This window comes from Aminobacter carboxidus (assembly GCF_014863355.1).
Taxonomy (GTDB): domain Bacteria; phylum Pseudomonadota; class Alphaproteobacteria; order Rhizobiales; family Rhizobiaceae; genus Aminobacter; species Aminobacter carboxidus.
Map to the genome: position 1 here is coordinate 1,482,346 of NZ_JACZEP010000001.1, position 23,422 is coordinate 1,505,767.

General features: G+C 63.9%; 22 protein-coding genes and 1 pseudogene. 7 read left to right on the forward strand and 16 right to left on the reverse strand.

Features of this window, described 5'->3' with window-relative positions; translation table 11 throughout:
* Positions 1 to 14: 14 nt before the first annotated feature.
* Together IHE39_RS07040 and IHE39_RS07045 are read right to left on the reverse strand one after the other, a co-directional pair.
* On the reverse strand, positions 15 to 1,190 hold the full coding sequence (locus IHE39_RS07040; RefSeq protein ID WP_192565918.1) for an acyl-CoA dehydrogenase family protein: 1,176 nt from the start codon (positions 1,188 to 1,190) through the stop codon (positions 15 to 17).
* On the reverse strand, positions 1,187 to 2,326 hold the full coding sequence (locus IHE39_RS07045) for an acyl-CoA dehydrogenase family protein (protein WP_192565919.1): 1,140 nt from the start codon (positions 2,324 to 2,326) through the stop codon (positions 1,187 to 1,189). Before IHE39_RS07045 ends, IHE39_RS07040 begins: the two co-directional genes overlap by 4 nt.
* Before the next feature lie 187 nt (positions 2,327 to 2,513).
* Between IHE39_RS07045 and IHE39_RS07050 the strand changes: the two genes are divergently transcribed.
* Positions 2,514 to 3,281 (forward strand): SDR family NAD(P)-dependent oxidoreductase, encoded by a 768-nt coding sequence (locus IHE39_RS07050; RefSeq protein WP_192565920.1) that lies wholly within the window; start codon positions 2,514 to 2,516, stop codon positions 3,279 to 3,281.
* On the opposite strand, the gene IHE39_RS07055 is transcribed toward IHE39_RS07050, so the two are convergent.
* Positions 3,282 to 3,695, reverse strand: coding sequence for a nuclear transport factor 2 family protein (locus tag IHE39_RS07055; protein ID WP_192565921.1), 414 nt, complete (start codon positions 3,693 to 3,695; stop codon positions 3,282 to 3,284).
* Between the two features lie 123 nt (positions 3,696 to 3,818).
* Between IHE39_RS07055 and IHE39_RS07060 the strand changes: the two genes are divergently transcribed.
* From IHE39_RS07060 to IHE39_RS07075, 4 genes are all read left to right on the forward strand, one after another.
* A complete protein-coding gene (locus IHE39_RS07060) occupies positions 3,819 to 4,307 on the forward strand; it encodes a nuclear transport factor 2 family protein (protein WP_192565922.1) in 489 nt (162 codons plus the stop codon).
* 101 nt (positions 4,308 to 4,408) lie between these two features.
* Positions 4,409 to 5,287, forward strand: a complete 879-nt coding sequence (locus tag IHE39_RS07065) for an SDR family NAD(P)-dependent oxidoreductase (RefSeq protein ID WP_192565923.1) — start codon at positions 4,409 to 4,411, stop codon at positions 5,285 to 5,287.
* Positions 5,284 to 6,177 (forward strand): SDR family NAD(P)-dependent oxidoreductase, encoded by an 894-nt coding sequence (locus IHE39_RS07070; protein WP_192565924.1) that lies wholly within the window; start codon positions 5,284 to 5,286, stop codon positions 6,175 to 6,177. The genes IHE39_RS07065 and IHE39_RS07070 overlap by 4 nt, the downstream gene beginning before the upstream one ends.
* Positions 6,178 to 6,349: 172 nt before the next feature.
* Entirely contained in the window at positions 6,350 to 7,087 is a 738-nt protein-coding gene (locus IHE39_RS07075; protein ID WP_246470533.1) for a TetR/AcrR family transcriptional regulator, read from the forward strand.
* Positions 7,088 to 7,139: 52 nt separating this feature from the next.
* Here IHE39_RS07075 and IHE39_RS07080 read toward each other — a convergent pair whose 3' ends face one another.
* The 9 genes from IHE39_RS07080 to IHE39_RS07120 all read right to left on the reverse strand — a co-directional run bounded on the left by IHE39_RS07080 (position 7,140) and on the right by IHE39_RS07120 (position 17,232).
* Positions 7,140 to 7,745, reverse strand: coding sequence for a VOC family protein (locus IHE39_RS07080; RefSeq protein WP_192565925.1), 606 nt, complete (start codon positions 7,743 to 7,745; stop codon positions 7,140 to 7,142).
* Positions 7,746 to 7,819: 74 nt separating this feature from the next.
* Positions 7,820 to 9,025: an acetyl-CoA C-acyltransferase gene (locus IHE39_RS07085; protein WP_192565926.1), complete on the reverse strand. Its 1,206-nt coding sequence runs from the start codon at positions 9,023 to 9,025 to the stop codon at positions 7,820 to 7,822.
* Between the two features lie 231 nt (positions 9,026 to 9,256).
* A complete protein-coding gene (locus IHE39_RS07090; RefSeq protein WP_192565927.1) occupies positions 9,257 to 10,027 on the reverse strand; it encodes an SDR family NAD(P)-dependent oxidoreductase in 771 nt (256 codons plus the stop codon).
* A gap of 11 nt (positions 10,028 to 10,038) precedes the next feature.
* Positions 10,039 to 11,109 carry a phosphotransferase family protein gene (locus tag IHE39_RS07095; protein WP_192565928.1) on the reverse strand — a complete coding sequence of 357 codons (1,071 nt, stop codon included), beginning with the start codon at positions 11,107 to 11,109 and terminating at the stop codon, positions 10,039 to 10,041.
* A gap of 17 nt (positions 11,110 to 11,126) precedes the next feature.
* Positions 11,127 to 12,329, reverse strand: a complete 1,203-nt coding sequence (locus tag IHE39_RS07100; protein ID WP_192565929.1) for an acyl-CoA dehydrogenase family protein — start codon at positions 12,327 to 12,329, stop codon at positions 11,127 to 11,129.
* A 64-nt stretch (positions 12,330 to 12,393) separates the two neighbouring features.
* Complete coding sequence (locus IHE39_RS07105; protein WP_184767754.1) at positions 12,394 to 13,194, reverse strand: CoA-transferase subunit beta; 801 nt, start codon at positions 13,192 to 13,194, stop codon at positions 12,394 to 12,396.
* 11 nt (positions 13,195 to 13,205) lie between these two features.
* Positions 13,206 to 14,084 (reverse strand): CoA transferase subunit A, encoded by an 879-nt coding sequence (locus IHE39_RS07110; RefSeq protein WP_192565930.1) that lies wholly within the window; start codon positions 14,082 to 14,084, stop codon positions 13,206 to 13,208.
* A 47-nt stretch (positions 14,085 to 14,131) separates the two neighbouring features.
* The gene (locus IHE39_RS07115) at positions 14,132 to 16,225 is read right to left on the reverse strand and encodes a 3-hydroxyacyl-CoA dehydrogenase NAD-binding domain-containing protein (protein WP_192565931.1); all 2,094 of its coding nucleotides are present in this window, start codon (positions 16,223 to 16,225) and stop codon (positions 14,132 to 14,134) included.
* Complete coding sequence (locus IHE39_RS07120) at positions 16,222 to 17,232, reverse strand: NADPH:quinone oxidoreductase family protein (protein ID WP_192565932.1); 1,011 nt, start codon at positions 17,230 to 17,232, stop codon at positions 16,222 to 16,224. Before IHE39_RS07120 ends, IHE39_RS07115 begins: the two co-directional genes overlap by 4 nt.
* Positions 17,233 to 17,458: 226 nt before the next feature.
* Here IHE39_RS07120 and IHE39_RS07125 point away from each other — a divergent pair, with 226 nt between their 5' ends.
* Together IHE39_RS07125 and IHE39_RS07130 are read left to right on the forward strand one after the other, a co-directional pair.
* On the forward strand, positions 17,459 to 18,214 hold the full coding sequence (locus tag IHE39_RS07125; protein WP_184767750.1) for an SDR family NAD(P)-dependent oxidoreductase: 756 nt from the start codon (positions 17,459 to 17,461) through the stop codon (positions 18,212 to 18,214).
* 104 nt (positions 18,215 to 18,318) lie between these two features.
* Complete coding sequence (locus tag IHE39_RS07130; protein WP_192565933.1) at positions 18,319 to 19,857, forward strand: class I adenylate-forming enzyme family protein; 1,539 nt, start codon at positions 18,319 to 18,321, stop codon at positions 19,855 to 19,857.
* An 87-nt stretch (positions 19,858 to 19,944) separates the two neighbouring features.
* Here the strand turns inward: IHE39_RS07130 and IHE39_RS07135 are convergent, their stop codons facing one another.
* From IHE39_RS07135 to IHE39_RS30580, 4 genes and pseudogenes are all read right to left on the reverse strand, one after another.
* Positions 19,945 to 20,730, reverse strand: a complete 786-nt coding sequence (locus IHE39_RS07135) for an SDR family NAD(P)-dependent oxidoreductase (RefSeq protein WP_192565934.1) — start codon at positions 20,728 to 20,730, stop codon at positions 19,945 to 19,947.
* The gene (locus tag IHE39_RS07140) at positions 20,727 to 21,482 is read right to left on the reverse strand and encodes an SDR family NAD(P)-dependent oxidoreductase (RefSeq protein WP_246485390.1); all 756 of its coding nucleotides are present in this window, start codon (positions 21,480 to 21,482) and stop codon (positions 20,727 to 20,729) included. The genes IHE39_RS07135 and IHE39_RS07140 overlap by 4 nt, the downstream gene beginning before the upstream one ends.
* Positions 21,479 to 22,387 (reverse strand): branched-chain amino acid ABC transporter permease, encoded by a 909-nt coding sequence (locus IHE39_RS30575; protein WP_343070069.1) that lies wholly within the window; start codon positions 22,385 to 22,387, stop codon positions 21,479 to 21,481. The genes IHE39_RS07140 and IHE39_RS30575 overlap by 4 nt, the downstream gene beginning before the upstream one ends.
* Before the next feature lie 126 nt (positions 22,388 to 22,513).
* Positions 22,514 to 23,422: pseudogene (locus tag IHE39_RS30580) on the reverse strand (branched-chain amino acid ABC transporter permease); the annotation flags it as partial.

Below are 23,422 nucleotides of genomic sequence, written 5' to 3' on the forward strand. Positions count from 1 at the left end.
ATCGACCGCGGCCTCTACAGCTTGCCGCGCGGCTCCTTGGGCATGCCGAGCCCTTGCTCGGCGATGATGTTGAGCTGGATCTCGTTGGTGCCGCCGTAGATCGTGTCGGCGCGGGCAAACAAGAACATCTGCTGCAGCCGTTCGCGGCGCGGATCGTCTGCTACAACGTTGGCATCCATCTTCAGCACGTCCATGGCGAGGCGGCCGAGGTCGCGGTGCCAGTTCGACCACTGGTACTTGTAGGTCAGCGCCTCGCGACGCGCTTCCGCCGACTGATCGTCGCTCAAAACTCGCATGGCGAGGTAGCGCATGGCGCGCAGGCCGGTCCAGGCATACGCGACGCGCTGGCGGATGGCAGGCGAGCGGTCAGAGCCGTTCTCCCTGGCGATCTCGACGATCAGGTCAAGTTCTTGCTGGAAGCTCATCTGCTGGCCGAGCGTCGAGATGCCGCGTTCGAATCCGAGCAAGGCCATGGCGATCTTCCAGCCGTCGCCGGGCTGGCCGACCACATCCTCTGCCTTGGCGCGCGCGCCATCGAAAAACACCGAATTAAACTCAGCGCCGCCGCCGATCTGCTTGATCGGATGGATCTCGACGTCCGGCTGGGAAAGCGGCATCAGCAGGAAGATCAAGCCATTGCGGCCGATCGAGCCCTCCTCGCACCGCGCTACGACGAAAATCCAGTCGGACAGATGCGCGAGCGAGGTCCAGACCTTCTGCCCCGACACGATCCAGTCGCCTGTTACAGGGTCGAGCTTGGCACGGGTCTTGATGTTGCCGAAGTCGGAGCCGGCGCTCGGCTCGGAATAGCCCTGGCACCAGAATTCGGTGCCGCTGAGGATGCCGGGCAGGAAGCGTTTCTTCTGTTCTTCCGTGCCGAAGGCGATCAGCGTCGGCCCCATCAGGCCTTCGCCGATATGGCCCATCCGGCCGGGCCCGCCGGCTCGACTGTACTCTTCCTGGAAGGCGATCTGCTCGGCCACCGATAGACCGCGCCCCCCATGCTCCTTTGCCCACCCCGGGCAGGTCCAGCCGCCGGCAGCCAGTTCGCGTTCCCATTCCTTGCGCAGTTCGGGCAGGGCATCGCCCTCACCCGAGCCACCGCGAAATTTCAGCTCGGCGAACTTGCCGGTGAGATGGATTGCCATCCAGTCGCGCACCTCGGTGCGGAAAGCTTCGACTCCGCTCATTTGAGGCCTCCATCAGCGAAGACAGATGCGGCAATGCGGTCGAGATGCGCCTCGCGCGAACCGAGCAGCGCAGCACTGGCCTGCGCGCGCTTGAAGTAGAGATGGGGGTCATACTCCCATGTGAACCCGACGCCGCCGTGCAACTGGATCGCTTCTTCGGCAGCACGGAACTGCAGGTCCGAAGCCAGCACTCGCGCGCCAGATACTTCCAGCGCGCTTTCGGCCGCATCCATTCCGCCCAAACCTGCAGCCGCACCGAAAACCAGCGAGCGTGCCTCGGCGATGTCGACGACGAGTTCGGCGCAGCGATGCTTGATAGCCTGGAACGAAGCGATGGTGCGGCCGAACTGCACGCGCTCGGCGACATAGGCGAGTGTGACATCGAGTGCGCCCTGCGCTGCGCCGAGTTGTTCGGCGGCCAGGCCGAGATTGGCGAAGGCCAGCGCCGACTGTGCTGCTGCGTCAGTGAGCCCGCCAGCGTCGATCCGCTGTGTAGTCGAGACCGCGACGCTAGCCAGCTCAAGCGAAGCGACCGGGCGCGTGCCGTCGATCACCTTGAGCGGCAGGATCACCTGTCCAGTGTCGCGTTCGAGCGCAAACAAGGCGGTCGCACCGTCCTCGAGCTGGGCCGGTACAATCACCAGATCAGCGGCGGCAAGGTCGATCACCTGCGCTACCTTGCCAGTCAGCACGTAGCCGTCCGCCGATTTGACCGCCCTGACAGAAGTGCCCGACATCGGGTTCGCCGCGGAAAGATCGCCCAAAGCGACGGTCACGGCCATTTCACCGGCGGCAATAGCGCCAAGGTACTTTGTCTTCGCAGCCTCGCTACCGGCCGCCTCGATGAGTCGTGCCGCCATGCAAACCGTCGACCAGAAGGGCACGCAGGCAAGGCGCGCACCGGTAAGTTCCATCAGAATCACCACTTCGGTGGCGCCGAGCCCCAACCCGCCGAACGCCTCGGGGATCGCCATGGCGCACCAGCCGAGCTCGCGCGAAATGCTCGCCCAAAGTCCGGCGTCATGGCTCGCGCCAGCATCAACGACCCGCCTGATCGCTTCGGAGGAAGACTGCTCACGCAGGAAGCGCTGGGCCTCCTCGCGGATCATCTGCTGGTCTGGTGTGAATTCGAGCATGCGGACCTGTGGCACGGATTGAGCGGCACGTAGCGCGTGATGCGGAAACCGAAGCGCTTCATGCCGGATGCCACCGACCAGCACCAGCAACATCGTCCAAATGTGGGATGCTGCTGCTTGGCCCGCCCTAGTCTACTCGGCTGAGACGGCCGACGCGAAGCGGTCGCGCATTGCACTGGAGGCGACTATGGGGCTCAAGCGTTTCGACAACAAGGTGGTGCTGGTCACCGGTGCCGCATCCGGCATCGGCCGCGCTACCGCCTTGCGATTGGCCTCGGAAGGTGCCACGCTGATCCTCGCCGACCGCAATGTCGAAGGCGCTAGACAAGTCTGCGCCACGGCCAGCAGACAGTACGGCGTCCGCGCCGATGCGCTTGCCTACGACGCGGCCGACAAGCCTTCGGCGCGCAGGATGGTAGATGATGCGCTGGCCCTGCATGGCCGCCTCGATAGCCTGATCAACAACGCCGGCATCTACCGACGCGACCATTTCGCCAACCAGACCGGCGACGACTGGTCGCTGGTGTTCGGTATCAACCTCGAAAGCGTTTTCCATATCGTGCACCAGGCATTGCCGGCGTTGATCGCCTCGCGCGGCAATGTCGTGTCGACGGCGTCGACAGCCGGCCTGCAGGGCATCGCTTACGCGGCTGCCTATGCTGCCTCCAAGGCAGGCATCATCGCCATGACCAAGTCGCTGGCGACGGAATATGGGCCGAAGGGCGTGCGCTTCAACGCCATCTGTCCTGGCCGCGTGCGCACTGAGATTGGCACCGGCCTGCAACCCATCGAGGACCAGGATCCCGACATCATGGTCAAGCCGCCCAAGCTCGCCGGCAAGGAGAGCGGCGAGCCTGAGGATATCGCCAGCGCCTTCGCCTATCTCGCCTCCGACGAGGCCAGCTTCGTTACCGGCGCCGTGCTGGTGGTGGACGGCGCCCAAACCGTGGGCTGACTAACCGGCACGGAAGGTCATGTCGGTGCGCCTGTGGGCGAAGCGCCAGCCATCAGGGGTTCGGACGAAGCGGTCGAAATAGCGCCCGACGACGCGTGGCAGCGTCGCTTTTGGATCGTCGCGACTTGTTCCATGGTAGGTGAAAGTCGCCACCCCAAGCGCATTGTCGGCATCGATCACATCGATGACGATGTTGTGCGCCATGTGGATGGTGGTGTCTGTCTGCGCCTTGGCGTCGAGATAGGCGCGCATTTCGGCATGGCCCTTGAGCGGCCCCTTCCAGGTTTCCCACAAGCCGTCAGACGCCCAAAGCGCAACCAGGTCCTCGTGCTTGTAGTCGTCGACAAGCACGCAATAACGCAGCACAAGCTTGGCGCATTCGTGCTCGGCAGCGATCCGATCTGCAAGGTTCATCCCATCCTCCCTGAGGTCGGGCCACCGTCGCGTCAGATGAAAGCGTCTTCATCCTCCAAACGAACGATGGCGGACGTGCCACGTCCGGCAGCTATGGAGGCTACGGCAAATGCGGAGGGTAGGATGTCGGATATCGAAGCAAGATTTGCGGTGCTCGAGGCGCGCATCGCAGTGCTGGAGGACCAACTCGCCATCTACCAGCTGTTCGCCACCTACGGGCCTTCGGTCGACAGCCGAAGTGGTAGCATCACCGCGTCGCTCTGGGCCGAGGACGGAGCCTATGATTTCGGCGGCGATCCGCTCGTCGGTGCCGAAATCGTCGGCTCGCTGGTCGATATCGAACCGCATATCCATTATGTCGCCGACGGCTGCGCCCACGTGCTGAGCATGCCGCATGTCACGATCGACGGAGACAAGGCAGTGGCGACGGGCTACTCGCGTGTCTACCTCAACCAGGGCGATCATTGGCGCGTCGAACGCGCCAGCGCCAATCGTTGGGAACTGGTGCGCGCGTCTGAGGGCTGGCGCGTCCAGAACCGCATCAACCGGCTGCTCAACGGTCAGCCTGAGGCACGCGACCTGCTGTCGAGCGGCGTGAAAGGCGATGCCTGACCGTGTTCCGGCCCAAGAAAACGACTCGCACTGGCATCGTCCGAACGTGGGATGCCCGCCTGAGCCGATCCATCCATGATGACCGGCCGGGAGGACACGAAATGAATACACTTCAGGGCAAGTCGGTGGTCATCACCGGCGCCGGATCTGGTCTGGGCGCAGCCTATGCGCGCCATGCCGCGCGCCTTGGTGCTGCGGTGGTCGTCAACGACATCAGCGCCCCGGCGGCGCAGGCAACAGTCGATTCGATCTCGGCTGCCGGCGGCAAGGCCGTGGCGCATGCTGGCGACGTCTCGTCTTGGAGCTACGCCCAGTCGCTGGTCGATGCCTGCATCGACGCTTTCGGCACTATTACCGGCATCGTCAACAATGCCGGCATCTTGCGCATCGGCAAGATCCTCGACCTCACCGAGGCCGACATGCGCCGCATGGTCGAGGTCAACCTGATCGGCACCGCCGCCTGCGCCAGCCACGCAGCGCGACGCATGCTCGCCGCCGGCAAGGGCGGCTCGATTATCAATGTTGCCTCGGGCTCGCAAGCCGGCGACGTCGCGCTCGGCGGCTACGGCGCCACCAAGGGCGGCGTGGCTTCGCTGACTTATAGCTGGGCGATGGAGCTGCGCGGCTCGGGCGTGCGCGTCAACGCGCTGTCGCCACTGGCCGAAACCGCAATGGCCGCCCAGAACAAGGCGTTGATGGCCGAGCAGGCAGCCAGCCGCGAGGTTCATTACGCCGCCCTGCCCGATCCGGAAATCAATGCGCCAGTCGTCAGTTTCCTGCTTTCCGACGCCGCTGCGGAGATCAATGGCCAGGTCGTGCGCATCGCCGGCAAGCAGCTGTCTTTCGTCACCCATCCGCTGATCGCCGACCCGGTGCTCGAAGGCGATTGGGACTATGAAGCGGTTGGCGCTGCCTTCTCCGAGAAGCTGGCCGACAGGCAGCAGCCACTCGGCCTTGGCTATGCGAGGAAGCCGATTTGAGCAGCGCAGAACACTCCTGCCCGGTCGCCGTCGTCACCGGCGCCAGCCGTGGCCTCGGGCGAGGCATAGCCATCGCTCTCGGCGAGGCCGGCTTCATCGTCTATTGCACCGGCCGCAGCGACCGCCAGGCCATCGGCCCATGGGGCGGGACTGTCCGCGATACAGCCCAAGCGATCGACAAGGCCGGCGGCAAGGGCATCGTCGCAATCTGCGACCATCTCGACGACAGTCAGACAGAAGCACTTTTCAAGCGCGTCGATGCCGAGCGCGGCCGGCTCGACCTGCTCGTCAACAACGCCTTCGCCATGCCGGACTGGGCCGTGCCCGACGGCAATTTCTGGGAACGTCCACTCTCGCTCTGGCGCGACATGATCGATGTCGGTCTGAGATCGAGCTATGCGGCGAGTCACTTCGCCGCCCCGATCATGGTCCGCCAGCGCTCCGGGCTGATCGCCAACACCTCCGGCCCCGGCGGCAAGATCTATCGCCACAGCCTGCCCTATGGCGTCGGCAAGGCCGGCCAGGACAAGCTGGCCCACGACATGGCACATGAACTGAGGCCGTTCGACGTGGCGGCGATATCGCTGTGGCCCGGCCTGATCGGAACCGAACGCACGCTGGCGGGCATTGCCGTCGGCGGGGTTGTCGGTGAAAACGCCGGCGGCCTGCCGCATATCGAAACACCGTTCTTCGTTGGACGCGTCCTGGCCGCCATCCATACGGCGGGCGATGCGCGCACCCTCAGCGGCGGCACGTTCTATTCGACCGAACTCGCCGCCCGCTACGGCGTTGTCGATGCCGACGGCCGCTTGCCCGTCTCGCGCCGGGCGATGTTCGGCGCACCGCTATATGCGCCGATCTCCGGCGAGGCCGTCGAGGCATTTTCATGACACCGGTGCGTGACGACAAAAATCCTGCATCGCGGCAGGCTTACAGAAACGCGAACCGTATTATATTCGTTCCGACCCGCAGCGCAGGCTTTGGGCGATTCGACCCCCGGTTGTCGAACGACCCGGCGAGTATCCAAAGCGTGGAGTTGCTGAGTTGAGCAGGATAGCGCGTATGGCACAGATGGACGGCGGCGCAGGCGCAGAATATCTTGATCGCGATGGCTCGGCTCGCGCATCGACCAATCCGCGCAAGGAATTGGTGCGCGAGCAACTGATCGACATTGCCGCCGAGCTGTTCGACAGCAAGGGCTATGTCCAGACTAGCATCAACGACATCGCCCAAGCGCTCGGCCTTGGCCGCTCGGCGGTCTATCACTACTTCCGCAACAAGGAAGAAATGCTTGCGGCTCTGGTCGAATCGGAGGCGCTGACACCGTCGCACCGTCTGCAGGAGTTGATGGCCGAACCCGGCCTGTCGGCGTCCGAGCGGCTGCGCCGCGCCATTGTCGACGGCATCGTTCGCCGCCTGTCTTCTGGCTCGCGCTTCATCCTGTTGTCGCGGCTCGAAACCCAGATCCCCGAGGCGCTGGGCCCGCTCTACAACCAGGGCCGCCGCCACATCTATGATTTCTATGTCCGCTGCATCTCGGACGGGATCGCCAGCGGCGAGTTTCGCACCGTCGACCCCAAGGTGACAGCCTTCGCGGTTATCGGGATGGCCAACTGGACGTCGCGCTGGTACTCGCCTGCAGGCGCCAAGACACCTCAGGAGATCGGCGAGATCATCGCCGACATGGCACTTGCCGGCCTGCGTGCTCATCACGACCAGCCGCGCGATGCCGAAGCCGTGCGCCAAACCATTTCGGGCTTGCGGCAGCAGATCGACGAGCTGGAAAAGCTGGTCAAATAGAAGCGGCCGCCTGATACCAGACGGCCGCGGTCTGACAGCAGTTTCCTGGAAATCAGTCGAACTTGACGCCGGCGTGCTGGATGAAGGCGCTATAGGTGTCGAAACGAATGATCGGATCCGCACCGGTGTAGGCCCGGATGTGGTCGAGCACCGCCTGGCGCGAACGGCGCCACATCGGCGGCACGATCTCCAGCATCGGCCCGTAGAGATCAGGCGAGCGATAATAGAGGATCGATTGGTCCTGGCCGGCGACTCGGATCTCGTAGTCGCGCTCATAGCCGGCAGCCTCGACGCGAGCGGTCGCCTCGGTATGGTCATGCACCCAGAAGCCCAGATGCTGCAGGCCTTCGCGACCGGCCGCCAGGAAATCCGTGTAGGGAGACGAGGCGTCGTTGGTCTGCTCGATCAGCTCGATCTGTACGTCGCCCATGTAGCCGAAGGCGAGCCGCAGCTCGACTTCGACGGGCTGGCCGCGATGCCAGGTGGTGCTGACCGGCTGGCTGACGCCGCGTTCCATGAAGATGAAGGGACCGACGCCAAAGACGTCGATCCAGTGCTGCATCGCCTTCTCGATATCGCGGACGACAAAGCCAAGCTGGGTGGCTGGGCCCAGAATGGGCTTCAATCCTTGTGCAAACCCGAGATGGTCAGCGGTCATCGTCCCCTCCCAAGCAGCGCCGTGCGTCCATCAGGGCGCGCAAGGATGCTTCTATGCCTTGAAACTGTGTGCGATCAGTTGAAGATTTCGAACAGGCCGGCAGCGCCCATCCCGCCGCCGACGCACATGGTAACGACGCCGTATTTCACGCCGCGGCGACGGCCTTCGATCAGCACATGGCCGGCCGTGCGCGCGCCGGTCATCCCGAACGGATGGCCGACGGCAATGGCGCCGCCATTGACGTTGAGTTTTTCCGGATCGATGCCAAGCGTGTCGCGGCAGTAGACGGCCTGGCTGGCGAAGGCTTCGTTGAGTTCCCACAGACCGATGTCGTCGACCTTGAGGCCTTGCTTCTGCAGAAGTTTCGGTACGGCGAAGATTGGCCCGATGCCCATCTCTTCAGGCGCGCAACCGGCGACCGTCATGCCGCGATAGGCGCCAAGTGGCTTGAGGCCGAGCTGCTCGGCGCGCTTGGCTTCCATGACCACCAGTGCGGCCGCGCCGTCCGACAGCTGCGACGAGTTGCCGGCGGTCACGTACTCGCCAATCTTTATCACCTCGCCATCGGCGAAGACCGGCTTCAACTTGGCCAGACCTTCCAGATTGGTGTCGGCACGGAAACCTTCGTCCTGCGCCAGCGTCACGTCCTGGAAGCTGGTCTCGTTGGTGTCCTTGTTGACCACCATCTTGCGCGACGCCATCGGCACGATCTCGTCGTCGAAGCGGCCGGCCTGGTGGGCAGCAGCGGTGCGCAACTGGCTGGCGAGCGAGAACTCGTCCTGGGCCTCGCGGCTGATGCCGTATTTCCTGGCGACGATCTCGGCGGTCTCGATCATCGTCATGTACATGTGCGGCCACTGCGAGGTCACCGCCTGCGAACGCGAGCGGTAGCTGTTCTTGTGCTTGTTCTGGGTCAGGCTGATCGATTCGACGCCACCGGCGACGACCGTCTCCATGCCGTCGACGATGATCTGCTTGGCGGCGATCGATACCGCCATCAGGCCCGACGAGCACATGCGATCGATCGACATACCCGGCACACTGTCCGGCAGGCCGGCAGCAGCAGCGGTCAGGCGGCCGATGTTGTAACCCTGTGTGCCCTGCTGGGCCGAACAGCCCAGAATGACGTCTTCCACGGCGTCTGGTGCGATGCCGGCGCGCTTGACGGCTTCGCGCACCGCATGGCCCGACAGCGCCGGCGCTTCGGTGTCGTTGAAGGCGCCACGAAAGGCTTTGCCGATGGGGGTGCGGGCAACGGAAACGATGACGGCTTCACGCAAAGGACTGCTCCAGAACAGTTGTTTTCGGCAGGGAACCAGGCAGCCAACGCGCAGGACATTTTCTGCTGCGAAGCGCCTGGAACCGAAGTTTTCCAACTACTTGCTAGGAGCGACGGGGCGGCCGAACATCGTCTGAAAAGACTAACGGCGGGTCCGCGATACGCATCGATTGCGAAGCTCGATGCACAAGAGGCAACGGCGCAGATGATGGACACCGCGCCGCAGAAGCGGTCAGACGTGATAACCGCCATCGACGTTGATGACTTCGCCGGAGATGAAGCCGGCGCGGCTGGAGGCCAGGAACGACACTGCCTCGGCAATGTCGATCGCCTTGCCGTTGCGGCGCAGCGGCGTCGCCATGGCCGCCGCCTGCATGTACTTGTCGTCGATGTAGCCGAGTTTGCTGAGCTCGGTGTGCTGGCCGGTCTCGATGATGCCGAGCGCCACGCCATTGGCGCGGATACCGTAGCGCCCCTCTTCCTTGGCCACGCCCTTCATCAGCGCATTCACCGCCGATTTAGGCACCACCGACAGGCCGTCGGCGGCGGCGAAGCGGTACTGCGCCGAACTCTGGCAGGCCACGATCGAACCGCGCGCCTTGCGCAGATGCGGGATGGCGTAGTGGACGACATTAAAGAAGCCGAAGGCGTCCTGCATCAGATGCTTGCGCATCTGCTCGGGCTCGATCTTGCTGAGATGGATCAGTGGCACCAGCGGTCCTGCGGCATAGACGACGGTGTGGATACCGCCATTGGCTTCCGCTACGCCGTCGATGAAGGCGCGGGTCGCCTCGACGTCCTCGATGTTGAGTTTGTGGGTGGACGCCTTGCGGCCTTCGCCGCGAACAGCCTCTGCTGCGGCCTCGGCCTTGGCCTGGTTGCTGTGGTAGGTCAGAGCGACATGGCAGCCGTCGCGCGCCAGCACCCGGCAGATCTCGGCGCCGACGCCGCCGCTGCCGCCGATGACAATGGCCGTTCCTTCAGTCGGGTAAAGTCCGCTCATCTTCGTCCTCCCTATGATTTCATCGCCAGTTCGGCATAGTGCCAGCCAAACTCGGCCACAGGCCGTGCCAAGGCGCCGGCCTCACGGGCGTGCGCGCTTGCTGCATTGCCGTCGACCACGCGCTTCATGATGCCTTGGCGAATGCCCGCGACGCGGAACAGGCTGTAGGCAAGATAAGCGTACCAATGGCGGTCCGACACGCCCTGCTGCCCGGTCGCCTTGAGATAGGCATCGCGGTAGCTGCGCTCGTCGGGGATGCCTAATGCGGCGATGTCGAGGTCGCCCAGCCCACGATAAGGCTTGTTCGGCAGGCGCCATGTCAGCATGTGATAGGCGAAGTCGGCCATCGGTTCGCCCAGCGTCGACAGCTCCCAGTCCACGAGCGCCACGACGCGCGGTTCGATCGGATGGAAGAGCATATTGTCGATGCGGAAATCGCCGTGGATCAGCGACGTGCGCGTTTCAGGAGGGATGTTGCCGGGCAGCCATTCGATCAGCCGGTCCATCGCCTCAATGGTTTCGGTCTCGGACGCCCGATACTGCTTGGACCACCGTGTCACCTGGCGCGCCACATAGTCGCCCGGCTTGCCGAAATCCTTGAGCCCGACCACCCTGTAGTCCGTGGTGTGGAGAGCGGCGGCGACGCGGTTCATCTCAAGATAGATGGCCTTGCGTTCTACAGGCGATTGATCGGGCAAGGCAGGTGCCCAGAATGAACGACCCTCGACGAAATCCATGACGTAGAACATGGTGCCGACGATGCTTTCGTCGTCGCAGAGCAGCCGTGCCCCGGCGACCGGCACGTCGCTGTCGCGCAGCGCGCTGATGACACGGAACTCACGGTCGACGGCATGTGCCGACGGCAACAGCTTGCCGTCGGGCTTCTTTCGAAGCACCAGCTTGCGCTTGCCGTCGAAGGACAACAACATCGTCGGGTTGGACTGGCCGCCGCGGAAGCGCTCGACCGTCAACGCACCCTCGCAGCCTTCGATGTTGGCCTTGAGGTAGGCATGCAGCCGCGTTACATCGATCTTGCTGTCGATGGCGAGCGGCTCGGTGCCGACGAAACGGCTGGCATCCATGACCTGCCCTCCCTCTGTCAGTCGGCGTATTTGGCGAGTTCGATACGCCCGATCTGGTTGCGATGCACCTCGTCGGGGCCGTCGGCGAAGCGCAGCTTGCGGGCATGCGCATAGTAGTTGGCGAGCACGAAATCCTGCGACACGCCGGCTGCGCCATGCGCCTGTATCGCCCAGTCGATGACCTTGCAGGCCATGTTGGGTGCGGCGACCTTGATCATACCGATCTCGGCGCGCGCTGCCTTGTTGCCGACAGTGTCCATCATATAAGCAGCCTTCAGCGTCAGAAGCCTGGCCTGGTCGATCATGATGCGGGATTCGGCTATGCGCTCGAGCGTAACCGACTGCTCGCCGATCGGACGACCGAAGGCGACGCGGCTCTTCACGCGCCGGCACATCAGTTCGAGGCAGCGTTCGGCGAGGCCGATCAGGCGCATGCAGTGATGGATGCGGCCGGGTCCGAGCCTTCCCTGCGCGATCTCGAAGCCGCGGCCTTCGCCGAGCAGCATGTTGGTTGCAGGCACGCGCACATTCTCGAAAGTCATGTCCATGTGGCCGTGCGGCGCGTCGTCATAGCCGAACACCGTCATCGGGCGCAGCACCTTGATGCCGGGCGTATCCATCGGCACCAGGATCATCGACTGCTGTTGGTGCTTGGCAGCACCTGGATCGGTCTTGCCCATGAAGATCAGCAATTCGCAGTGGCGGTCGCCGACGCCGGAAATCCACCACTTGCGACCATTGATGATGTAGTCGTCGCCGTCGCGGACGATCGAACTCTGGATGTTGGTCGCGTCGCTCGATGCGACTTCGGGCTCGGTCATGGCGAAAGCAGAGCGGATCGAACCGTCGAGCATAGCAGGCAGCCAGCGCGCCTTCTGCGCCTCGGTGCCGTAGCGCTCGATGGTCTCGATATTGCCGGTGTCGGGCGCCGAGCAATTGAATATCTGCGACGAGAAGTGCACCCGGCCCATAACCTCGCAGAGTGGGGCATATTCTGTATTGGTCAGGCCTGCACCGTGGGAGGAGTCCGGCAGAAACAGGTTCCACAGCCCGACTGCCTTGGCCTTGGCCTTCAATTCTTCGAGGACAGGTGGATGGCCCCAGCGGTCGGCTTCGACCTCTTCGTGATAGCGGCGTTCATTGGGATAGACATGCTCGTCCATGAAGGCATTGAGGCGATCGAGCAGGCTTTTTGTCTTGTCGCTGTATTCGAAGTCCATCTTGCGTCCGCCACTGTCATTCCAGGAAGGAGCCGCCGGCAAACTACTGCCGGCGGCAATGTCGTCACGCCGCGCGGACGCCGGGAGGATTGCCCTTCAGCACGGTGGCGCGGAGATTGTGGGGATCGAGCCTGCCGATGATCGCCATCTGCTCCTCGGTCGGGGCTGCCGTGGTGGTCATGCGTTCGGCGCGCAGCAGCGGGAAGCCGGTGGCGTCCTGCACCTGTTCGAAGGTCACGCCGGGATGCAGCGACAACACCTGGGCCGCATGGTCGGGACCATTGAAGTCGAAGACACAGAGGTCGGTGATGACCACGCCGAGCTTGACGTCGGCGGGCCTGGCACCCTCCGGCCAATTCTTGGCGTTGTAGCCGACGCTCGCCACCACATCGACCTCACCCTCGACGAAGGTGCGCTTCGAATGGCTGGGCAGGAACATCGAGTTCTTGTGGCAGATGGAGTTTCCGGGAAAGCCGCGGACACCAAGCATGGCGACCTTCGGCTTCTGGAACTCGCCGCCAAGTGCCGAGATGTTACCCTGGCCGTAGCGGTCGACCTGTACCGGCGTCACCATCGCGTGGCGACGGCCGCTCCAGACGCTGTCGAAGACGCGGCTATACGGCATCCAGCCGGAGAGCTTCGGCTTGTAGTCGCCGCGTGGTCCGAGTGGGATCGGGTCCTCGACGAGGTAGGCCTCGCCGTCGGTCATCATGATGCCGGGTGCGCAGCTCAGCTTGGCTAGACCAGCCGCCAGACGCGGCAGCGGCCCGATGCCGGTTGCCAGAACCTCGCCGTCGGAAGCCCATGCCTGCGCGCCAACGGCGACGATCAGTTCGGCAAGCGTGAATTCTTTTGCAGTCGTCATATCGTGTCCGATCAGAAAATGGGGAGCGGCAGGGCGCGGATCTTGGCTTCGCCGCCAACGCTCGCGGCGTAGCTGGCCTCGTCGCCCTTCACATATTGGTCGAAATAGCGCTGCCAGCCGCCCTCTTCGCCTGCCGAAACGGCATAGTCCTTGAGGTGACCCATATCCCAGCCATAGGCGTCATGTGCGGCGGTCGGGTGCGCGCCGAGCGGTGCTGACACCACGCCGGTGACCAGGCAACGTTCGAACAGTTGCTGCTTGGCCTGGTCGGAGTATTCGGTGTCGATACGGTCGACCAGCACCTCGGTGCTGACGAACACCTTGTCGGCGGCGCGGGCGAACAGGCCGTCGAAGAATGGATCCGGACCATCAGTCTGGGTGTTGCCCAGACGGTCAGCGCGGCTCGCGTGGATCAACGCCACGTCGAGCTTGATCGCCGGCATCGCCAGCAGCGTCTCACCGTCGCCATAAGGCGACTTCACCGTCTTGAAGTGTGGGTTGTACTTCATGACGTCGGAGCCGAGGCCGACGCGTGTCGCAGCGAACGGCAAATTGTGGCCGGCAGCCTGCAGGCCGAGCAGAAGAAGACCCTCGTCGAGCTCGGAGACTTCGACCGCGCCTGCTTCGCGCGCCTTGCGGAAGTAGGGCTCGATCGGCATCGCATCGAGCGAAACGAAACCGTAGATCAGCTTCTTGACCTTGCCCGCCGCGCACAGCATGCCGATCTCAGGCCCGCCATAGGCGACCAGCGTCAGGTCTTTGAGGTCCGAGCGCAAGATCTCGCGCACCAGCGCCATCGGCTTGCGCCGCGGACCCCAGCCGCCGAAGCCGATCTTCATGCCGTCGCGCAGCTGGGCGACGACCGCTTTCAGGTCCATTTCCTTGTTCATAGCATCCTAGTCCGTCTGTTCTTCGTTCTGGTTCGGCGGGATACGGCTCAACCGTAGAAACCCCTGCCCTCGGCAACCAGCCGCTCGATCAGCGCGGCCGGCTTGAAATATTGATCGCCCACGAGGCCCGCATATTTGTCGAGCGCCGCCTTGACCTTCGGCAGGCCGACCTGGTCGGCATAAAACATCGGTCCGCCCAGATAGGTCGGGAAGCCGAAGCCGTTGGTCCAGATGACGTCGATGTCGCCAGGCCTTGCAGCAGCACCCTCGTCGAGGATCCTGGCCGCCTCGTTGACCATGGCAAACAGGCAGCGTTCGAGGATTTCATCGTCGCTGATGGCGCGCGCGGTGAAACCACGTTCCCTACGATGCGCGTCGAGCAGTTCGTCGACTGCAGGATCGTGCGAAGCCTTGCGGTTCTCGTCATAGACGTAGTAGCCCGCGCCCGACTTCTGGCCGAGCCGGCCGGCCGCGACCAGCCTGTCGACGATGTTGCACTGCTGCTCTCGTGGCGACATGCGGGCGACGCGCGCCGCCCGTGCTGCGGCCATGATGTCCATGCCGGCGAGATCGGCCAGCGCGAACGGGCCGATCGGGAAGCCGAAGGCGGTTAGCACGCGGTCGACCTGTTGCGGCGTCGCACCGTCCTCGAGCAGAAACTGAGCCTCGCGCGTGCGCTTGGAGAGCATGCGATTGGCAACGAAACCTTCGGAGCGCCCGACCATCACCGGCACCTTGCCAAGCCGCTTGCCCAATGTGGTGATCGTCGCCAGGACAACGGCGGCGGTCCTGGCTGCGCGCACATTCTCAAGCAGCTTCATGACATTGGCCGGATTGAAGAAATGCATGCCGGCAACGCGCGCCGGGTTCCTCGACGATCCGGCCAGCTCCTCGATGTCGAGGAACGAGGTGTTGGTGGCGATGATGGCGTCGTTGCGCAGCACGGCATCGAGCTTGGCGAACACGTCCTTCTTGACCGCCATGTCTTCGGTCACCGCCTCGATCACCAGGTCGACGTCGCCAATGCCGTCATAGGATGTCGTCGGCGTCAGCAGCGCCATGCGGCGCTCCATCTCTTCGGTCGACAGGCTGCCGCGCTTGACGCTGCCTTCATAGATCTTGCCGATGGCCTTGACCGCGGTGGCTAGGCCTTCGTCCGTGAGGCCGATCAACGTCACCGGAATGCCGATGTTGAGGAAGCAGGCGGCGATGCCGCGACCCATGGTACCCGGCCCGACGATGGCGACCTTGCTTACGTCACGCGGCTTCACTTCGGCATCGACGCCGTCGATCTTCAGCGCCTCGCGTTCGGCCGCGAAGATGTGGCGCAGCGCCTTGGACTGCGGCGAGACCAGCAGCTCTTTGCAGGTTTTGTACTCAAGCGCGATGGCCTCGACGACCGGCGTTTCGGTGACCATCGTCATCAGGTCAACCGCCACAAGAGGGGCCTTGAAGCCTTTGTATTTCTTGGCCAATGCCGCGCGGCTGGTCTCCAGGACGGCAGCGTCGAATGCCGGCACCGGCAGGTCGCTGGTGCGGCGCAGCCTGGCGCCGTCGGCAATCACCTTCCCCGTGAAGGCGAATGCTGCCGCCTTGAGGTCGCCCGAAACGACTTCGTCGACGATGCCCTTTTCCAGAGCGTCGCGTGCCGAAATCTGGCCACCCTCGCTGATCATCGCCAGCGCCTGCTCGACACCGGCAAGGCGCGGCAGTCGAACCGTGCCGCCCGAACCCGGCAGAATGCCGAGCTTGACTTCCGGCAGGCCGACCTTCGAGCCTTCGAGCGCGATGCGGTAGCTGCACGCAAGCGCAACTTCAAGGCCGCCGCCGAGTGCGGTGCCATGAATGGCGGCGACTATGGGCTTGGTTGCAGCGTCGAGCGTATCGATCACCTCACCCAGCAACGGCGCCACCATCGGTTTCTTGAACTCGTGGATATCGGCGCCAGCGATAAAGGTGCGACCTTCGCAGACGATGACCATGGCGCGCGCCTCGGCATCGCTTTCCAGTGCCTTCACTGCCTCGATCAGCCCGGACCGGACCGAATGCGACAGCGCATTGACGGGAGGGTTGTCGACGGTCGCGACCAGAATGTTGCCTTGCTTGGTGACCGAAACGGTCGTTGCGAGCAGCTCGGTCATGCCGGCACTCCTTCCTTGCTATGTCCTGATTTGCCTGTCACCAGCACGACCTTGCCCTTGACGGCGCGCTCCATGACGACGTCGAGCGCTTCGGCGAAGCGATCGAGCGGATATTCGGCCGAGATATGCGGCCTGAGCTTGCCCTTGGCGAACCAGTCCATCAGCTCGCCGATGTTTTCGGCATTCTTCTCCGGCGCCGAGCGCGCATAGGCGCCCCAGAACACACCAATTAACGCCGACTGCTTGAGCAGCAAAAGGTTGAGCGCGATCTTGGGGATGTCACCGGCGGCAAAGCCGATCACCAGCAGACGGCCGAAAAGTGCCAGACCACGCACCGCCGTTTCCGTCATGCCGCCGCCGACAGGATCGTAGACCACGTCGACGCCCTGCCCGTCGGTCAGTTCCTTGAGCCGCTGGCGAAGGTCCTCGGTCGAATAGTTGATCGTCTCGTCGGCCCCGTATTCGCGGCATAGCGCCAGCTTCTCGTCGCTGGAGGCGGCAGCAATGACGCGCGCACCCATCTGCTTGCCGAGCTCGACTGCTGTCAGCCCGACACCGCCGGCAGCGCCGAGAACCAGCAGCGTTTCGCCCGGCTTGATCTGCGCACGATCCTTGAGGGCATGGTGCGACGTGGCATAGGTGATCAAGAAGCCGGCGGCCTCGACGAAGCTCATCTCGGCGGGGATCGGAAACACCTTCCAGGCGTCGACCGCGACCTGTTCGCCATAGCCACCGATGCCGGCAAAGGCCAACACGCGCGCCCCGGCCTTCAGACGCTCGACACCATCGCCGACCGCGACGATGACACCAGCAGCTTCACTGCCCGGCGTGAAGGGCAGCTCGGGCTTGGTCTGGTACTTGCCCTCGACCATCAGGCCGTCGAAGAAATTGATGCCGCATGCCTCGATGCGGATCACCACCTGGCCCGGCTTAACCACTGGTTCCGGGATCTGTTCGATGCTGAGCTCCGCCCTTGGGGCGAACTCCCTGCAGATCACTGCCTTCATTTCGATACGCCGCTTGTTGCTGCCATTTCGGCACTGCCAATTTCTTCAATCGAAGCAAGGAATGGGACAGGGGCAGACCGCTAACATCGTCTGATGGGACTAGTCACAAGGCTGCAGGTATTTTGGCCGCCAAGCCGCTGAAATGTCCGGCAATCTTAGTCCCTTCGGACGATGTTGAAGGCGCCCGGGCGCGCAGGTTCGCGGCTACAGTTTCGAGGAGATCATCATGGCCCGTCTGGCAGGCAAAGTGGCATTCATTACAGGCGCGACCGGCGGCATCGGCGAGACCGCGGCGCGGCTCTTTGCACGTGAAGGCGCCAAGGTGGCGGTGGCCGGCCGCAGCCGCGACAAGGGCGAAGCCATCGCCTCCTCTATCAATGCTTCGGGAGGCGCAGCACTCTATGTCGAGACAGACGTCACCGAGCCTGACAGCGTCGAGGCTGCGTTCAGGATGGTGATGGAAAGCTGGGGTCGGCTCGACGTGCTCTACAACAACGCCGGCGGCTCGAGTTCTGCCGACGGCCCGGTGACGGTTGCGCCGTTCGAGGAATTCTGGCGCTGCATCAAGCTCGACCTGTTCGGCACCTGGGTCTGCTGCCGCAACGCGATTCCGCTGATGCAGCAATCGGGCGGCGGATCGATCATCAATTGCTCGTCGATCGTCGGCGCCATGGGCATCCCCAACCGCGACGCCTACTCGGCGGCCAAGGGCGGCGTCATCTCGCTCACCCGCTCCATGGCAGTGGAATTCGCCAAGGATAATATCCGCGTCAACGTGCTGGTGCCGGGCGCGGTCGCCACCGACCGTGTGCTCGGCTTCTTCGAGCGTGAACCGCATCTCAAGGCACAGTTCGACGCCTATCTGCTCGGTATCGCCGAACCCATCGATGTCGCCAATGCAGCGCTGTACCTGGCTTCGGACGAATCGCGGAAGATGACCGGTCACCAGTTGCCCATCGACGGCGGCATCCTGATTTCGTGACCGGCGCGCCCGGACTGGCTTAGTCTGTGCAGACGATGCCCGCTTTCGCGGGCAAGTTCTCTAGTCGCCACGGAATCCCAATTTCGACTGCAGGAAATACGAGTATGGAAATCCTGAGCCAGGTGCTGGCGCGGAACGCACGGCTGATCGGCGAGCGCAACTTCATCGTCACCGACAAGGCGACGATCACCTATGAGCGCTTCGCCGAACTGACGGCACAGCTGGCAAATGTGCTCAAGGCGCGCGGCGTGGCCAAGGGTGACCGCGTCGGGCTCTATCTGCCGAGCACGCCGATGATGGCCATCGGCTTCTGGGCCTGTCAGCGCCTCGGCGCGATCCCAGCCCCGCTCAGCGCCATGTTCCGCCACGCCGAGCTGCGCAAGATCGTTGCCCAGACCGGAATGAAGGCGCTCGTCGCTGACAGCTCGACCTGGCCCTATTTTTCCGAGATCAGGGCCGAGTTTGCCGATCTCGCCCATTGCCTGGTCGTTTCGGGCGACGGCAGCACTGACGACCTCACCTCGCTGATGGCCACAGCACCCGCGACATTCGAAGACGTTGCCTGCCATATCGACGACATCTGCGCCCTGTTCTTCACCTCCGGCACTACCGGTGCGCCCAAGGGTGCCGCGCAATCGCAGTTCAACCAGTGCTCGACGCTGCGCGACATGATGGTGTCGCACCGCACGCGCTTTGCCGAGGAAGTCTATCTCTGCGCCGTGCCGCTGTTCACCAATTTCGGCCTGACGGTGACGCTCAACCTCTGCCTCTATACCGGCGGCACCATCGTGTTGCACGAGCGCTGGGACACCCAGCGTGTGCTTTCCGACATCGGCGAATACAAGGCGACCTATTTCGGCGGCACGCCGACCATGTATGTCTACATGGTCAACGAGGTCGATCCAGCCAGGCACGACCTGTCGTCGCTGCGCATCTGCACGACAGGCGGATCGCCGGTGCCGCAGCCGGTCATTCGCCGCTTCGAGGAACTCTCCGGTGCCCGGGTGACCCAAGTCTACGGCTCGACAGAAACCAGCGGCCAGAACGTCATGGAACCCACTGCTGGCATCCGCAAGCCAGGCTCAGCCGGCTTGCCTGTCGGCAGCTCGCGCATTTCGATCGTCGACGACGAAGGCAACGCCGTGCCGCAGGGCGAGATCGGCGAGGTCATTATCTCCGGTGATTGCGTCGCTCAAGGCTACTGGATGGACGAAAAGGCATCAGCCGAGGCCTTCGGCAATGGCGGCTGGAAGTCGGGCGATCTCGGCTATGTCGACGAGGATGGCTACCTGTTCATCGTCGACCGCAAGAAGGACGTCATCATCGCCGGCGGCCACAATGTCTATCCGCTCGAGATCGAGGCGCTGCTCTACAAGCACCCGGCGGTCGCCATGTGCGCGGTGGTCGGCGCACCCGACGAAAGCAAGGGTGAAATCCCGGTCGCCGTCGTCGTCAGGGCTGTGGGGCATGACGCGACGGCGGAAGATCTCATCCGTTACTGCCGCGAAAGTCTTGCCGCCTACAAAGCCCCGCGCGCCGTCCACTTCATCGACAACATGCCCGTCGAGGCGGCCAAGATTCGCAAGCGCGAACTGGTGCTGGCGCTGCGCGAGAACCGTCTGGGCGATTTCAGGAACAGGTAGAGGCTGGGACCAACTAAATAAACTGGCCGCGCATACGCGTCCATCTATTGCGAACCAGGCCGGTTGTCCGCACTTAGTTCAGCCAATTCAGGCCGTCGCAACGTCTCCAGCACCGCCGAAGGCGCTCCAGCCACCGTCGACCGGCAGCACCGTTCCGGTGATGTAGGAGGCCCAGTCGGACAGCAGGAACACCGACGCCTTCGCCATTTCCTCCGGCAGCGCCAGCCGACCGAGCGGCGTTCGTCGTTCCAGAATCGTCGGGTCGAGCGCCTTGCGTTCGAGCAGCGCCTGCACCATCGGCGTGCGCGTATAGGCCGGCGCGATCGCGTTGACGCGGATCCCTGAAGGTCCCCATTCGCAGGCCAGCGTCTGCGTCAGATGGTTGATGCCAGCCTTGGCCGCAGCATAGGCCGAGCGCCTGGGAAAGCCGCCAAGCCCGACGATCGACGACACATTGACGATGGCGCCGCGCTTCTGCGCCAGCATCGGCCGCGACGTAGCCCGGCACATCAAATAGGTGCCGCGCAGATTGACGTCGATGACACGCTGCCAGCGCTCCACTGACTGCTCGTGCACTGGCACAAGATCGTCGCCGATGCCGGCTGAGTTGAACACGAGGTCGAGCCCGCCGAGCACTGCGATCGCTTCCCCTGCCATGCGTTCGGCATCCGCTTCGCTGGCGACGTCACCCTGGGCGACACCGGCCGCGCCAACACGCTGTGCCGCCGGATCGAGTTGTTCGCGGTTGAGGTCGGCAATGACCACGCGTGCGCCGAGATCCGACAGCAGCTTTGCCACCGTTTCGCCAATGCCGCTGGCGCCGCCAGTCACCAGCACCCGCTTGCCGTCAAACCTGATCGCGGGCGCGCTCATGCGTCGGGATCCCCGCCGTCTTCGACGTCCTGCTTGAAGTGGAAGTCCGGCTCCCACTCCTCGCGCGGCTGCACGTGCAGCTTCCAGTAGGCGGCGGCCACGAGATCGTGGTCATAGGGCGATCCGGCCTGCATCGTGCCGTGGATGGCGACGGTCGTGACATGGATACCGGCGGGGGACAGCTCCTTCTCCAGCGAATGTCCGAGGCTGCGCAGGGCTGCCTTGCCGAGCGAGGTCACGCCCCATTCGATCCAGGGCCCGAAGGCAAGCACGCCGCCGGTGAGCAGGATCGTGCCGCGCCCACGCGCGAACATCCCTGGCACTACTGCCTGCGCCGCATGCAGCGCACCGGCCACGTTCGTCCTGAAGGCGTCGACGACGTAGTCGACGCTGGCTGCTTCGCCGTGCGACGTCCAGCCGTCGGCAGTGCCATATTTTACCTCGCCCAGTCGCGACGGCGTGACGAACCGCGCCGGCTCGACGATGGCGGCATTGTAGATCAGCGCCTCGGCATCGCCATGCCGCTCGCGGATCGCCGCATGGACATGGTCCATATCTTCGGGTTTGCCGGCGTCACCGACGAAACCGGCGACATCGAGCCCTTCGGCCCCCAGTTCCTGCTCGTAGCGCGCAATCGCCTCGACGCGGCGGCCGACGAAGGCGACACGATGGCCCTCGCGCGCGAACTTCTTCACAAGCGCCTGGCCAAGGCCCGGCCCCATGCCGATGACGACAGTTGACGGCGCGCTCATTGCGCCACCTTGATTCTGGTCGTGGCCTCGGATCGGTCGGCCGTCTGCTGGACCTTGCGCTCGGCGCGGTTCGCCAGGAATTCCTCCAAAGTGCCGATGATGCCCTTGCGCAGGAACAGCACGCAGAGCACGAAGATGATGCCCTGCACCACCACGACCCAGGCACCGAGGGTGGCCAGCTCGCGCTGCAGCGTCACCAGCACCGCCGCACCGACCACCGGCCCGAGCAGCGTGCCGACGCCGCCGATCAGCGTCATCAGCAGCACGTCGGCCGAGGTCATGAAGAACACGTCGGCCAGCGACGCCAGCTGGAAGATGATCGCCTTGAGAGCCCCCGCGACACCCGACAGCATCGCCGACAGGGTGAAGGCGATCAGCTTGAAACGGTCGGTCGAATAGCCGAGCGAAATGGCGCGCGGCTCGTTCTCGCGGATCGACTTCAGCGTTTGGCCGAAGGGCGAATGGATGATGCGGTAGACGAAGGCGAAGCCGACCAGGAACACCGCGAGCGTCACGAAATACATGTTCAGCGTGTTGGAGAGGTCGATGACGCCGAACAGCGTGCCGCGCGGCACCGACTGGATGCCGTCCTCGCCATGGGTCCACGGCGCCTGCACCGCGTAGAAATAGATGATCTGCGCCAGCGCCAGCGTGATCATGGCGAAATAGAGCCCCTGCCGGCGGATCGCTAGCCAGCCGAACAACGCGCCGATGGCGGTTGCCACCACCACGCCCAAGAGAATGCAGAGCTCGGTCGGCAGGCCCCAGGCGGCAGCGGCATGCGCCGTCACATAAGCCGACGCTCCGTAGAAGGCGGCATGGCCGAAGGCGAGGAGGCCGACGTAACCGAAGATCAGATTGTAGGCGAGTGCAAACAGCGCCAGCACCAGGATCTTCATGCCCATGACGGGATAGACGAGGAACGGCAGCGCCACGCCGCCAACCGTGAAGATCGCAAGCCACAGGCGGCCGTTCTCAAGGAAACTGCCACTCCGTCCCGACGAGACGTCGGCGACGGAGTGGCTCGTCGTTTCCTTGCCGAACAGGCCGGCCGGGCGGAAGATCAGGACAAGCGCCATGATGATGAAGATCACCGTTGCCGATGCCTGCGGGTAAAAGACCTTAGTCAGACCTTCGATCACGCCGAGCATCAGGCCGGAGACGATGGCGCCGAAGATCGAGCCCATGCCACCGATGACCACGACCGCGAAGATGGTGATGATGATGCCCTGCCCCATCTGCGGACTGACCTGGTAGATCGGGGCTGCCATGACGCCGGCGAAACCGGCAAGGCCGACGCCGAAGGCATAGGTCAGCATCAGCAGGCGCGGCACGTTGATACCGAAAGCGCGGACGAGATCGGGATTTTCGGTCGCGGCCCGGAGGTAGGAGCCGAGCTTGGTTCGCTCGACCATGTACCAGGTGCCGAAGCAGACGACGATTGCCGCGGCGATCACCCAGGCGCGGTAGATCGGCAGGAACATGAATCCGAGATTGATGCCGCCTTTCAGAGACTCCGGCACGCCGTACATCTGGCCGGCGGCACCGTAATAGACGTTGAAGGCACCCTCGATTGCCATGGCGAGGCCGACGGTCAAAAGCAGGCCGTAGGCATGGTCGAGGTCGTAGACGCGGCGGATGAAAATGCGCTCCATCAGCGCGCCGATGACGGCGACCACCAGCGGAACGATGACCAGCGCCCACCAGTAGCCGATCGACGGCAGGCCGAGGCCGGGAAACAACTCGGGCAGGCGCATGAGATACCACGCCCCGAATGCGCCCAGCATGTATTGCGCGCCATGGACGAAGTTGCCGATGCGCAACATGCCGAAGATGATCGCCACGCCGAGGCTCATCATGGCGTAGAACGCGCCGTTGATGAGGCCGACGAGAAGCTGGCCGAAAAGCAGTGCCGGCGGAACGCCAATGAGGTCCATCAT